Origin of the sequence: Streptomyces sp. NPDC005791, from assembly GCF_042871485.1 — a bacterium.
In the GTDB taxonomy this organism is placed as follows: domain Bacteria; phylum Actinomycetota; class Actinomycetes; order Streptomycetales; family Streptomycetaceae; genus Streptomyces.
Genome location: NZ_JBIAIP010000002.1, coordinates 59247 through 72199, shown reverse-complemented (window position 1 = coordinate 72199; position 12953 = coordinate 59247). Strand labels below are relative to the sequence as shown.

Here is a 12953-nt window from a genome sequence, read left to right as displayed (position 1 = left end):
CGTGCGCCGGTCACAGGCACCCTGCCGTCCTGGCAGAATCGGATGCGGCCGTCTGTACGGGACGGCGCAGTCGACTCCCAGAGGTCCGGCGGTCCCATGCCTCCCACTCTCGCCTCGCTCGTCCAGCACCCGTCGCTCAAGCTCGCCGCCCGGGCGGGAGCCGACCGGCTCGGCACACCCGTGCGGTGGGCGCACGCCAGCGAGCTCGCCGACCCGGTCCCGTACATGGACGGCGGTGAGCTGCTCCTCGTCACCGCGACCAACCTCGACGCCCGGGACCCGGCGACGATGCGCCGGTACGTACAGCGGCTGGTCGGCGCCGGGGTGGCCGGGATCGGCTTCGGCGTCGGCGTCACCTACGAGGAGATTCCGCACGCCCTGGTGGACGCCGCCGAGGAGGCGGGGCTGCCGCTCCTGGAAGTGCCCCGGCGCACGCCGTTCCTCGCCATCAGCAAGGCGGTGTCCGCGGCGATCGCCGCGGACCAGTACCGCTCGGTCACGGCCGGCTTCGAGGCCCAGCGGGAACTGACCCGGGCCGCGGTCGCGGGCGACGGCCCCGCGGAGCTGCTCACCCGCCTCGCCGCGCACGTCGACGGATGGGCCGCGCTGTACGACTCCGCGGGCGCCGTCGTCGCCGCGGCGCCCGACTGGGCCGCCCGCCGCGCCGCCCGGCTCACCCCCGAGGTGGAGCGGCTGCGGGACCGCCCCGCCCCGGCCAGCGCGGTCGTCGGCGACAGCGACAGCGCCGACCGGGTCGAACTCCAGTCCCTGGGCGCCGGCCGGCGGAACCGTGGTGCGCTGGCCGTCGGCACGGGGGCGGCGCTCGGTACGGCCGAGCGTTACGCCGTGCATTCCGCGGTCGCCCTGCTGACCCTGACCACGGCCCGTTCCCGCGCGCTCCAGAGCGCGGAGCAGCGTCTCGGCGCGGCGGTCCTGCGCATGCTGCTGGCGGGGGAGTCCGACCACGCCCGGGCCGTCGCAGGGGACCTGTACGGCGGGCTGCTCGACGCGCCCTTGCGGCTGCTGATCGCCGAGGCGCCGGCCCCCTCCGGGACGGAGCTGCTCGCCGAGACGATGGAGGCCGCCGCCTCCCGGTCCGGCGAAGCCCTGCTGACGGTGCCCGAGGGCGAGCGCCTCGTGGTGCTGGCCGCGGACGGCGGCGCGGCGGTCGAGGCCTGCGCGGCCCACGCCCGCGCTGTGGACGACCGTCCCGCGCGCGAGCCGGGCGCCGACGACACCGAGGCGGTCATCGGCATGTCCGCCCCCTCCGGGCCGATCGCCGTCTCCGCCGCGTACAAGCAGGCCGAACAGGCGCTCTCCGTCGCACGCCGCCGGGGCAGGACCCTGGTCGAGCACGAGGAGCTCGCGGCCGGCTCCGTCCTGCCGCTCCTCGCCGACGACGCCGTACGCGCCTTCGCCGACGGGATGCTGCGCCCGCTACGGGAACACGACGCGAAGGGCCGCGGCGATCTGGCCGCCTCCCTGCGCGCCTGGCTCTCCCGGCACGGCCAGTGGGACGCCGCCGCCGCCGACCTGGGTGTCCACCGCCACACCCTGCGTTACCGGATGCGCCGGGTCGAGGAGATCCTGGGCCGTTCGCTGGACGACCCCGACGTCCGGATGGAGCTGTGGCTGGCGTTGAAGGCGACGGCCTCCTCCGCGGGCGCGCAGTAGCCCTCTCCTTCGGTCACTACAAACCGGTGCACCAGGCGCCGCCTCCGCTCCACCGCGGACAAACCACATCCGCGCCGGGGCGCCCTACGGTGGGGCCCACGGGTGTCCACGCGAGGCCCGGCGATCGTCGTACACCACCCCCTGAAGGGCCGGACCGCCATGACTTCCACCCACGCCTTCTGGCTGGCCGGCCGCCAGGCCACCGGCGAGGACAGCTTCGACGTCACCAACCCCTGGGACGGCCGTCTCGTCGGCACGGTCGCCGTGCCGACCGACGCCCAGGTGGAGGAGGCCGTCGCCGCCGCGCACGCCGTGCGCGAGGAGTTCGCCGCGACCCCGGCGCACGTGCGGGCCGCGGCACTCGACCATGTCGTACGCCGCCTCACCGAGCGCACCGAGGAGATCGCCCAACTGATCTCCGCCGAGAACGGCAAGCCCGTCAAGTGGGCCCGCGGTGAGGTCGGCCGCGCCGTCTCCGTCTTCCGGTTCGCCGCCGAGGAGGCCCGACGCTTCAACGGCGGCGACGCCCAGAGGCTGGACACCGACGCCGGCGGCACAGGCCGTCTCGGGCTGACCCGGCGGTTCCCGCGCGGCCCCGTCCTGGGCATCGCGCCCTTCAACTTCCCGCTCAACCTGAGCGCCCACAAGGTCGCCCCGGCCATCGCCGTAGGCACCCCGATCATCCTGAAGCCGGCGCCGGCCACGCCGCTCTCGTCCCTGATCCTGGGCGAGCTGCTGGCCGAGACGGACCTCCCGGCCGGCTCCTGGTCCGTGCTGACCGTGCCCAACGACAGGATGCCCGCGCTGGTCCAGGACGAGCGGCTCCCCGTGATCTCCTTCACCGGGTCGGGCCCGGTCGGCTACGCGATCATGGAGTCCGTTCCGCGCAAGCACTGCACCCTGGAGCTCGGCGGCAACGGCGCGGCGGTCGTCCTCGGCGACTGGTCCTCCGAGGAAGACCTGAACTGGGCCGCGACCCGCATCGCGACCTTCTCCAACTACCAGGGCGGCCAGTCCTGCATCTCGGTGCAGCGCGTCATCGCGGACGCCTCGGTGTACGACCGGCTCGTCCCGAAGATCGTCGCGGCCGTCGAGGCCCTGGTGACCGGCGACCCCTCCGACGCGGCCACCGACGTCGGCCCGCTGGTCAGCGAGGACGCCGCCCGCCGGGTCGAGTCCTGGGTCGACGAGGCGGTCACCGCCGGCGCCACCCTGCTGACCGGCGGCAAGCGCGACGGCGCCACCTACGCCCCGACGGTCCTCACCGACCTCCCCGGCACCACCACGATCGCCGGCGAGGAGGTCTTCGGCCCGGTCCTGTACGTCGAGAGGACCGAGGGCGAGGCCGAGGCCTTCGCCGCCGTCAACGCGTCGAAGTACGGACTGCAGGCGGGCGTCTTCACTCACGACCTGCAGACCGCCTTCCGCGCCCACCGCGCACTCGAGGTGGGCGGCGTGATCATCGGCGACGTGCCCTCCTACCGTGCCGACCAGATGCCGTACGGCGGCGCCAAGCAGTCCGGAGTGGGCCGTGAGGGCGTCCGCTACGCCATGGACGACTACACCTACGAGCGGGTGCTCGTCCTCACCGGTCTGGCCCTGTAGGCGGGGCGGGGAACGGACCGACACGTCGCGGGCGGGCGCGGGGCGGTGAACCCGCCCCCGACGGATGATCTTGCGTGACCTCGGGCCCGTTCAGTGGTTAGGGCTATGAGCGGGTGGACACATCCGATGAGAAGAAGACGAGGTCATCAAGTGATGTCAAACCGGACGCGCGCACTGCTCCGAGGGTCCCTCGGGTGCGGCGCCGCTCTGCTGGCCGTGGGGCTGTCCGCCGGAGCGGCGGACGCCGACGAGACGCACACCAACGCGCACAACGCGCCGCACTTCGGTCTCATCCAGACCGGGCAGATCGACGACCCCCTGGAGGACGTGCTGGAGCACGCGGCGGTGCTCGGCACCACCTACGTCTTCGACTGAGGCGGGGCCCCCACCGGCGCGGCCGCACGCCGCGCCGGTGGGCCGCCTGAGGACGGGCGACCGCGGCGGGGTCGCCCGACCGGCGGAGTGCTCGCGGTTCCCGGCGGGTGCCCCTCGGTACGTCGCGCGAGGTGCGACCGCGGGCCGGGGCGTAGCGAAGGGCCCACCGCGCGAGGGCTCCGGCCACTTCCGTACGCCGCCGGGAGCCCGCCGCCGGGGTGGTGGGGCCGAGGCGGATCGGGTAGATACGGACGAGTGGTACCGATCGGCACGTGTACGGCCCGACCCCTACCCCGACTCGCGGCGAGGTGAGCTCCTCATGTCCGCCCCATCCGACATTCCCCAGGCCCCCAAAGTCACCGAGCGCGAAGCCCGGCAGGTGGCCGAGGCCGCCCGCGAACAGGACTGGCGCAAGCCGAGTTTCGCCAAGGAACTCTTCCTCGGACGCTTCCGGCTCGACCTGATCCACCCCCATCCCCAGCCCGCCCCGGACGACGTACGGCGCGGCGAGGCCTTCCTCGCCCGGCTGCGCGAATTCTGCGAGGCCCATGTCGACGGCGCCCTCATCGAGCGCGAGGCCCGGATCCCCGACGAGGTGATCAACGGCCTCAAGGAGCTCGGCGCCCTCGGCATGAAGATCGAGACCAGGTACGGCGGCCTGGGTCTGACCCAGGTGTACTACAACAAGGCGCTCGCACTGGCCGGTTCGGCGAGCCCCTCGATCGGCGCGCTGCTCTCCGCCCACCAGTCCATCGGCGTACCGCAGCCGCTGAAGATGTTCGGTACACAGGAGCAGAAGGACGCCTTCCTGCCCCGCCTCGCGCGTACGGACATCTCCGCGTTCCTCCTCACCGAGCCCGACGTCGGGTCCGACCCGGCCCGGCTCGCGACGGCGGCCGTGCCCGAAGGGGACGACTACGTCCTGGACGGTGTGAAGCTCTGGACGACCAACGGCGTCGTCGCCGACCTGCTCGTCGTCATGGCCAGGGTCCCCGAGTCCGAGGACCACAAGGGCGGCATCACCGCCTTCGTCGTCGAGGCCGACTCCCCGGGCATCACCGTGGAGCACCGCAACGCCTTCATGGGCCTGCGCGGCATCGAGAACGGGGTGACCCGCTTCCACCAGGTCCGCGTCCCCGCGGCCAACCGGATCGGCCCCGAGGGCGCCGGCCTCAAGATCGCCCTCACCACGCTCAACACCGGTCGCCTCTCGCTGCCTGCCATGTGTGTCGGCGTCGGCAAGTGGTCCCTGAAGATCGCCCGTGAATGGTCGGCGGTCCGCGAGCAGTGGGGCAGATCGGTCGCGCGGCACGAGGCGGTCGGCGCGAAGATCTCCTTCATCGCCGCCACCACCTTCGCCCTCGAGGCGGTCGTGGACCTCTCCTCCCAGATGGCCGACGAAAGCCGCAACGACATCCGCATCGAGGCGGCGCTCGCCAAGCTGTACGGCTCGGAGATGGGCTGGCTGATCTCCGACGAACTCGTCCAGATCCGCGGCGGACGCGGCTTCGAGACCGCGGCCTCGCTCGCCGCCCGCGGCGAACGCGCCGTCCCCGCCGAGCAGATGCTCCGCGACATGCGGATCAACCGGATCTTCGAGGGCTCCACGGAGATCATGCACCTGCTGATCGCCCGCGAGGCCGTCGACGCCCACCTCAAGGTCGCGGGCGACATCATCGACCCCGACAAGCCGCTCTCCGACAAGGCACGGGCGGGCGCCAACGCCGCCGGGTTCTACGCACGCTGGCTCCCCAAGCTGGTCAGCGGCCCCGGCCAGCGGCCCAGCGCCTACGGCGAGTTCCGCGTCTCCGGGCACCCCGACCTCTCCACGCACCTGCGGTACGTCGAGCGCGCCTCCCGCAAGCTGGCCCGCTCCACCTTCTACGCCATGTCCCGCTGGCAGGGCCGCATGGAGACCAAACAGGGCTTCCTCGGCCGGATCGTCGACATCGGCGCCGAACTCTTCGCGATGAGCGCCGCCTGCGTCAGGGCCGAACACCTGCGCGCCGACGACGACCACGGCCGCGAGGCGTACCAGCTCGCCGACGTGTTCTGCCGCCAGTCCCGCATCCGGGTCGAGGAGCTGTTCAACCGGCTCTGGTCCAACACCGACGACATCGACAAGCGCGTCGTCGACGGCGTCCTCTCCGGCACCTACACCTGGCTGGAGGAAGGCGTCATCGATCCCAGCGGCGACGGCCCCTGGATCGCCGACGCGACTCCCGGCCCGGCCACCGGGGACGACGTCCACCGCACCGTCCGCTGAACCCGGCACCCCGCGGGGCGCGTCCACTGCCTGGACGCGCCCCGCGGACATGCACGGCGCAGGGCAAAATGTGCGCCCGTGACCGTCATCGACATCCCCGGCTCCAAGTCCGTCACCGCCCGCGCCCTGTTCCTGGCAGCGGCGGCGGACGGCACCACCACTCTCCTGCGCCCCCTGTGCTCGGACGACACCGAGGGGTTCACCGAAGGGCTTACCCGCCTCGGATACGAGGTCAGCCGCGAGCCGGACCGATGGCACATCGAGGGGCGCCCCTCCGGACCCGCCACCACGGACGCCGACGTCCACTGCCGTGACGGCGCGACCACCGCACGTTTCCTCCCGACGCTGGTCGCGGCGGCGGCCTCCGGCACCTATCGCTTCGACGCCTCCGCGCAGATGCGCCGCCGGCCCCTCGCGCCGCTGACCGAGGCCCTGCGCGCCCTCGGCGTCGAACTGCGCCACGAAGGGGCCGAGGGGCACCACCCCCTCACCGTCGAGGCGTCGGGCGTCAAGGGTGGCGAACTGACTCTCGACGCGGGGGAATCGTCCCAGTACCTCACCGCTCTGCTGATGCTCGGCCCGCTCACCGCCGAAGGCCTCCGGATCGACGTCACGGAGCTCGTCTCGGCGCCGTACATCGACATCACCCTCGCGATGATGCGCAGCTTCGGCGTCGAGGTCGCCCGGGAGGGGAACACCTTCACCGTCCCTCCCGGCGGATACCGCGCCACCACGTACGCCGTGGAGCCCGACGCGTCCACGGCGAGCTACTTCTTCGCCGCGGCCGCCCTCACCGGCCGTGAGGTCACCGTCCCCGGCCTCGGAACGGACGCGCTCCAGGGCGACCTGCGCTTCACCGACGTGCTGCGCCGCATGGGCGCCGACGTCCGTACGACGGCGGACTCCACGACCGTCAGGTCATCCGGTCGGCTCTCCGGACTGACGGTCACCATGCGTGACATCTCCGACACGATGCCCACGCTCGCCGCGATCGCGCCGTTCGCCACCTCGCCGGTACGGATCGAGGACGTCGCCAACACGCGGGTGAAGGAGTGCGACCGGCTGGAGGCCTGTGCGCAGAACCTGCGGAACATGGGCGTCACCGTGCACACCGGGCCCGACTGGATCGAGATCCACCCCGGAGCCCCGTGTCCCACCGAGATCGTCACCCACGGCGACCACCGCATCGTCATGTCGTTCGCCGTCACCGGACTGCGCACGCCCGGGATGAGCTACGACGACCCCGGCTGCGTACGGAAGACCTACCCACAATTCCATGCGGAGTTCGCACAGTTCGCGGCGGGCGGCGCCGGATAGGGTTTCCCGGCCCCCTCGTCTTCGGGAGAACTCATGGCCATGCCGTCCCCGCCGCCCTACGCCGCCCATGGCTACGGGGCACCCCTGGCCTGCGGAATCTGCGGGGCGATCCCCGCTGTCCACGCCGTCGTGCGCGGACACCGCGGGCTCGTCGTCACCCTGCGCTTCCTGACGAAGGAGGGGGCGTTCTGCCGGACCTGCGGAACCGCCACCTACCGCAGGATGACCTCGGACACCCTGTGGCAGGGCTGGTGGGGCCTGCTGTCCGTGTTCGCCGCCCCGGTCACCCTCGCCCTGAACATCGGCGCCCGCTCCCGGATCCGCGCCCTGCCCCACCCCGTGGGCAACCTGCGCCCCCAGCTCGCACCTGGCCGCCGGGTCCTGTTCCGGCTGCCCGCGCTGGTCATCACGGCGGCTCTGGTCATCGGCCTCGGCGCGGTGGTCGTGCCCCGGCTGGTGCCGACGGAGCGGGCCGTCTTCACCGCCGGTGACTGCGGGCGCAACAACGCCGAGTGGCCGGAACAGGACCTGGAGGTGGTCGACTGCAGCTCGGACGAGGCCGAGTTCTGGGTGTCGGCCCGCGAGCAGTGCTGGGGCAGGGACTGGCTGCTGTATCTGGACCACAGCCCCGAGCTGAAGCAGCTGTGCGCCCACCCCATGGAGAAATGACGGGCCCACCGGGCGGCGGCAGGGTCGGCCCCGGGCCCGCCCGCACGGCGCGCGCGCGAGGTCCTCGGGCCGTGGCACGCGCCGACAGGGACGCACTGTCGGCGCGCACAGCCGTTGCCGCAACAATGGGGGGCATGAGCGACAGCCCCGCACCCCTCGCCGATCCGCATCTCGTCTTCGACGCTTCGGAAGGCCGCCGGGATCTGGTGATCCTCGGCTCCACCGGGTCCATCGGCACCCAGGCCGTCGACCTGGTCCTGCGCAACCCCGGCCGCTTCCGCGTCACCGCGCTCTCCGCCGCGGGCGGCAGGGTCCATCTCCTCGCCGAGCAGGCGCGGCAGCTACGGGTGGGTACGGTCGCGGTGGCCGACGCGGACAAGGTGCCGGCGCTCCGCGAGGCCCTGCGTGACGCCTACGGGACGGGAGAACCGCTCCCGGAGATCCTGGCCGGCCCCGACGCCGCGACGGCACTCGCCGCGAGCGACTGCCACACCGTGCTGAACGGGATCACCGGCTCGATCGGCCTCGCCCCCACACTCGCCGCGCTGAAGGCGGGCCGCACCCTGGCCCTGGCCAACAAGGAGTCGCTGATCGTCGGCGGTCCGCTGGTGAAGGCGCTCGCCGCCCCCGGCCAGATCATCCCGGTCGACTCCGAGCACGCCGCGCTCTTCCAGGCCCTGGCCGCGGGGAAGCGGGCCGACGTGCGCAAGCTCGTCGTGACCGCGTCCGGTGGCCCGTTCCGCGGGCGTACGAGGAGTGAGCTGGCCGACGTGACCCGGGAGCAGGCCCTGGCGCACCCGACCTGGGCCATGGGCCCGGTCATCACGGTCAACTCCGCGACGCTGGTCAACAAGGGGCTGGAGGTCATCGAGGCGCATCTGCTCTACGACCTCCCGTTCGACCGCATCGAGGTCGTGGTCCACCCCCAGTCGTACGTTCACTCGATGGTGGAGTTCACCGACGGCTCCACCCTCGCGCAGGCGACCCCGCCCGACATGCGGGGCCCCATCGCGATCGGTCTCGGCTGGCCCGAGCGGGTCCCGGACGCGGCCCCCGCCTTCGACTGGACGAAGGCTTCCAGCTGGGAGTTCTTCCCGCTCGACACCGAGGCTTTCCCGTCCGTCGGGCTCGCCCGGCACGTGGGCACCCTGGGCGGCACCGCCCCAGCGGTGTTCAACGCCGCCAACGAGGAGTGCGTGGACGCGTTCCTGGCGGGACGGCTGCCCTTCAACGGAATCATGGATACGGTCACAGCGGTGGTCGCCGAACACGGCACCCCTGCCACGGGAACTTCACTGACGGTCGCGGACGTCCTCGAGGCGGAGACGTGGGCCCGGTCCAGGGCGCGCGAACTCTCGGCGGAAGCGACAGCGGAGGCGCACGCATGAGCATGACGACGATCCTGATGACGATCCTCGGGATCGCCATCTTCGCCGTAGGTCTGCTGTTCTCGATCGCCTGGCACGAACTGGGGCACCTCTCGACGGCCAAGTTCTTCGGCATCAGGGTGCCGCAGTACATGGTCGGCTTCGGTCCGACGATCTGGTCGCGCAAGAAGGGCGACACCGAGTACGGCATCAAGGCCATCCCCGCGGGCGGCTACATCCGCATGATCGGCATGTTCCCCCCGGGACCCGACGGCCGGATCGAGGCGCGCTCCACGTCACCGTGGCGCGGCATGATCGAGGACGCCAGGTCCGCCGCCTTCGAAGAGCTCGAGCCGGGCGACGAGACGCGCCTCTTCTACACGCGCAAGCCGTGGAAGCGCGTGATCGTGATGTTCGCCGGGCCCTTCATGAACCTGGTCCTGGCCGTGGCGATCTTCATGGGCGTCGCCATGACCTTCGGCTTCCAGACACAGACCACCGAGGTCGCGGGCGTCCAGCAGTGTGTGATCGCGCAGAGCGAGAACCGCGACACCTGCAAGACCTCGGACCCCGTCTCGCCGGCCAAGGCCGCGGGCCTGAAGGAGGGCGACACGATCGTCGCCTTCAACGGCCGGAAGATCGACGACTGGGCCACCCTCTCGGACAGGATCCGGCAGACCATCGGCCCCGCCACCGTCACCGTGCGGCGCGACGGTCAGGAACACACCCTGAACGCCGTGCTGAAGAAGAACGCGGTCGCCAAGAAGGACGCCGACGGCGAGGTCGTCCCCGACCAGTACGTCAGCGCCGGATACCTCGGCTTCGCCGCGAGGACGGAGATCCTGCCGCTCTCCTTCGGCGACTCGGTGGTCCGCATGGGTGACATGATCGAGAACGGCGTCGATTCGATCATCGCCCTGCCCACAAAGATCCCCGATCTGTGGAACGCGGCGTTCAGCGACGGCGAACGCGCCGACGACTCACCGGTGGGCGTGGTCGGCGCGGCCCGGATCGGCGGCGAGGTGATGAATCTCGACGTCCCGGCCCAGAACCAGATCGCGATGATGCTGTTCCTGCTGGCCGGTTTCAACCTCTCGCTGTTCCTGTTCAACATGCTGCCCCTGCTTCCGCTGGACGGCGGGCACATCGCCGGTGCGCTCTGGGAGGCACTGCGCCGCAACGTGGCCAAGGTCTTCAAGCGCCCCGACCCCGGTCCGTTCGACGTGGCGAAGCTCATGCCGGTCGCCTATGTCGTCGCCGGGATCTTCATCTGCTTCACGCTGCTGGTCCTGGTCGCCGACATCGTGAATCCCGTGAAGATCACCTGATGTCTCACCCGCCTCACACGTCTCAAGGGTGGCGGCCGGCCACACACGTGGTGCCCGGCCGCCACCCATCCGGTGATTCGACGGCAGGGGTGCGTCCCGCTCTCCTCCGGTGCCGTAACCTCGAAGCCTGGAGCCCGCCGTTCTCGGGCCCTCGATCCACACTCATCCACACCTTGGGGATGCTCAGCGCATGACTGCGATTTCTCTCGGAATGCCGGCCGTTCCGACCAAGCTCGCCGACCGACGGGTCAGCCGCCAGATCCAGGTCGGGTCGGTGGCGGTCGGTGGGGACGCACCGGTGTCGGTCCAGTCGATGACGACGACGCGGACGTCGGACATCGGGGCGACGCTGCAGCAGATCGCGGAGCTGACCGCGTCGGGCTGCCAGATCGTGCGGGTGGCGTGCCCGACGCAGGACGACGCCGACGCGTTGGCGACGATCGCGAAGAAGTCGCAGATCCCCGTGATCGCGGACATCCACTTCCAGCCGAAGTACGTCTTCGCCGCGATCGACGCGGGCTGCGCGGCGGTCCGGGTGAACCCGGGCAACATCAAGCAGTTCGACGACAAGGTCAAGGAGATCGCGAAGGCGGCGGGGGACGCGGGCACTCCCATCCGCATCGGCGTGAACGCGGGCTCGCTCGACGCGCGGCTGCTGAAGAAGTACGGCAAGGCGACGCCCGAGGCCCTCGTGGAGTCGGCGCTGTGGGAGGCGTCGCTGTTCGAGGAGCACGGCTTCCGGGACATCAAGATCTCGGTCAAGCACAACGACCCGGTCGTCATGGTGAACGCCTACCGTCAGCTGGCGGCTCAGAGCGACTACCCGCTGCACCTGGGTGTGACGGAGGCGGGCCCGGCGTTCCAGGGGACGATCAAGTCCGCCGTGGCGTTCGGCGCGCTGCTCTCGGAGGGCATCGGGGACACGATCCGGGTCTCGCTGTCGGCCCCTCCGGCCGAGGAGGTCAAGGTGGGCCTGCAGATCCTGGAGGCGCTGAACCTCAAGCAGCGCCGGCTGGAGATCGTGTCGTGCCCGTCGTGCGGTCGTGCGCAGGTGGACGTGTACAAGCTGGCCGACCAGGTCAGCGCGGGTCTGGAGGGCATGGAGGTCCCGCTGCGGGTCGCCGTGATGGGCTGTGTCGTGAACGGACCCGGGGAGGCCCGTGAGGCCGACCTGGGCGTGGCGTCCGGCAACGGCAAGGGACAGATCTTCGTGAAGGGCGAGGTCATCAAGACCGTCCCGGAGTCGAAGATCGTGGAGACCCTCATCGAGGAAGCCATGAAGATCGCGGAGCAGATGGAGAAGGACGGCATCGCCTCGGGCGAGCCCCAGGTCTCCATCGCCGGCTGACCTCCCGCCCCTCTGTGCCCCGCAGGCCGTGCCCGCGGGGCACAGACGTGTCTCCTGCCGCCGGCAGTGCCCTCCGGGGCGGCACCCCACAGCCCTGTCGGTTACAGTGCGGACATCAGCAGACCGTTCGATGAGGCCCCAGTGTTGACGCAGACCACTACCCGGGTCCTCGACCCCGGCGAACTCCCCGCCGCGCTCGCCATCCTCGAGAGCGAACCCGTGGACAACGCGTTCGTCACCTCCCGCGTCCAGATCGCCGGACTCGACCCCTGGCGCCTCGGCGGCGAGATGTGGGGCTGGTACGCCGACGGACGACTGCGTTCACTCTGCTACTCCGGCGCCAACCTCGTGCCCATCTGTGCCACCCCCGAGGCCGTCAGGGCCTTCGCCGACCGCGCCCGGCGGGCCGGCCGCCGCTGCTCCTCGATCGTCGGCCCGGCCGGCCCCACGGCCCAACTGTGGCGCCTCCTCGAACCCAGCTGGGGCCCCGCCCGCGAGGTGCGGCCCAACCAGCCCCTCATGGTCACCGAGCGTCCCTCGGCCGAGGTGACGGCCGACCCGCTCGTGCGACGGGTCCGCAAGGACGAGATGGACGTCCTCATGCCGGCCTGCGTGGCCATGTTCACCGAGGAGGTCGGCATCTCACCGCTGGCCGGTGACGGCGGGCTGCTCTACCAGGCCCGGGTCGCCGAACTGATCACCAGCCGCCGGTCCTTCGCGCGGATAGAGGACGGCAAGGTCCTCTTCAAGGCCGAGATCGGCGCGGCCACCTCCCACGCCTGCCAGATCCAGGGCGTCTGGGTCGCACCCGAAGTCCGGGGCCAGGGACTCTCCGAGACAGGCATGGCGGCCGTCCTGCGCTACGCGCTCAGCGATGTGGCACCGGTCGTCAGCCTGTATGTGAACGACTACAACACCGCCGCGCGCAAGGCCTACCGCCGCGTCGGCTTCCGCGAGACGGGCGCGTTCATGAGCGTGCTGTTCTGACCGGACGGCACGGCCAG

General features: G+C 71.6%; 10 protein-coding genes. All 10 read left to right on the top strand.

Going from position 1 to position 12953, the window contains the following annotated elements; genetic code table 11:
• Positions 1 to 96 precede the first annotated feature (96 nt).
• The 10 genes from ACFYSH_RS04580 (at position 97) to ACFYSH_RS04535 (ending at position 12936) form a co-directional block, all read left to right on the top strand.
• Complete coding sequence (locus ACFYSH_RS04580) at positions 97 to 1674, top strand: PucR family transcriptional regulator (protein ID WP_388750890.1); 1578 nt, start codon at positions 97 to 99, stop codon at positions 1672 to 1674.
• Positions 1675 to 1833: 159 nt separating this feature from the next.
• Positions 1834 to 3279 carry an aldehyde dehydrogenase family protein gene (locus tag ACFYSH_RS04575; protein ID WP_388750888.1) on the top strand — a complete coding sequence of 482 codons (1446 nt, stop codon included), beginning with the start codon at positions 1834 to 1836 and terminating at the stop codon, positions 3277 to 3279.
• Between the two features lie 153 nt (positions 3280 to 3432).
• A complete protein-coding gene (locus tag ACFYSH_RS04570; RefSeq protein ID WP_359475460.1) occupies positions 3433 to 3654 on the top strand; it encodes a hypothetical protein in 222 nt (73 codons plus the stop codon).
• A gap of 319 nt (positions 3655 to 3973) precedes the next feature.
• Positions 3974 to 5920: an acyl-CoA dehydrogenase family protein gene (locus tag ACFYSH_RS04565; RefSeq protein ID WP_359475458.1), complete on the top strand. Its 1947-nt coding sequence runs from the start codon at positions 3974 to 3976 to the stop codon at positions 5918 to 5920.
• Between the two features lie 78 nt (positions 5921 to 5998).
• Positions 5999 to 7237 carry a 3-phosphoshikimate 1-carboxyvinyltransferase gene (gene aroA, locus ACFYSH_RS04560; protein WP_388750886.1) on the top strand — a complete coding sequence of 413 codons (1239 nt, stop codon included), beginning with the start codon at positions 5999 to 6001 and terminating at the stop codon, positions 7235 to 7237.
• Between the two features lie 33 nt (positions 7238 to 7270).
• Positions 7271 to 7906: a hypothetical protein gene (locus ACFYSH_RS04555; RefSeq protein ID WP_359475452.1), complete on the top strand. Its 636-nt coding sequence runs from the start codon at positions 7271 to 7273 to the stop codon at positions 7904 to 7906.
• A gap of 125 nt (positions 7907 to 8031) precedes the next feature.
• Positions 8032 to 9294: a 1-deoxy-D-xylulose-5-phosphate reductoisomerase gene (dxr, locus tag ACFYSH_RS04550; RefSeq protein ID WP_359475493.1), complete on the top strand. Its 1263-nt coding sequence runs from the start codon at positions 8032 to 8034 to the stop codon at positions 9292 to 9294.
• Positions 9291 to 10601, top strand: coding sequence for a site-2 protease family protein (locus tag ACFYSH_RS04545; protein ID WP_359475449.1), 1311 nt, complete (start codon positions 9291 to 9293; stop codon positions 10599 to 10601). The genes dxr and ACFYSH_RS04545 overlap by 4 nt, the downstream gene beginning before the upstream one ends.
• Positions 10602 to 10791: 190 nt before the next feature.
• Positions 10792 to 11949, top strand: coding sequence for a flavodoxin-dependent (E)-4-hydroxy-3-methylbut-2-enyl-diphosphate synthase (ispG, locus tag ACFYSH_RS04540; protein ID WP_359475446.1), 1158 nt, complete (start codon positions 10792 to 10794; stop codon positions 11947 to 11949).
• Between the two features lie 141 nt (positions 11950 to 12090).
• On the top strand, positions 12091 to 12936 hold the full coding sequence (locus ACFYSH_RS04535; protein ID WP_359475443.1) for a GNAT family N-acetyltransferase: 846 nt from the start codon (positions 12091 to 12093) through the stop codon (positions 12934 to 12936).
• Positions 12937 to 12953: the final 17 nt, after the last annotated feature.

Bases quoted from the DNA above. Each gene is read 5' to 3' on its own strand.
- ACFYSH_RS04580 (WP_388750890.1), top strand. From the start codon at position 97: ATGCCTCCCACTCTCGCCTCGCTCGTCCAGCACCCGTCGCTCAAGCTC.
- ACFYSH_RS04575 (WP_388750888.1), top strand. From the start codon at position 1,834: ATGACTTCCACCCACGCCTTCTGGCTGGCCGGCCGCCAGGCCACCGGC.
- ACFYSH_RS04570 (WP_359475460.1), top strand. From the start codon at position 3,433: ATGTCAAACCGGACGCGCGCACTGCTCCGAGGGTCCCTCGGGTGCGGC.
- ACFYSH_RS04565 (WP_359475458.1), top strand. From the start codon at position 3,974: ATGTCCGCCCCATCCGACATTCCCCAGGCCCCCAAAGTCACCGAGCGC.
- ACFYSH_RS04555 (WP_359475452.1), top strand. From the start codon at position 7,271: ATGGCCATGCCGTCCCCGCCGCCCTACGCCGCCCATGGCTACGGGGCA.
- dxr (WP_359475493.1), top strand. From the start codon at position 8,032: ATGGGGGGCATGAGCGACAGCCCCGCACCCCTCGCCGATCCGCATCTC.
- ACFYSH_RS04545 (WP_359475449.1), top strand. From the start codon at position 9,291: ATGAGCATGACGACGATCCTGATGACGATCCTCGGGATCGCCATCTTC.
- ispG (WP_359475446.1), top strand. From the start codon at position 10,792: ATGACTGCGATTTCTCTCGGAATGCCGGCCGTTCCGACCAAGCTCGCC.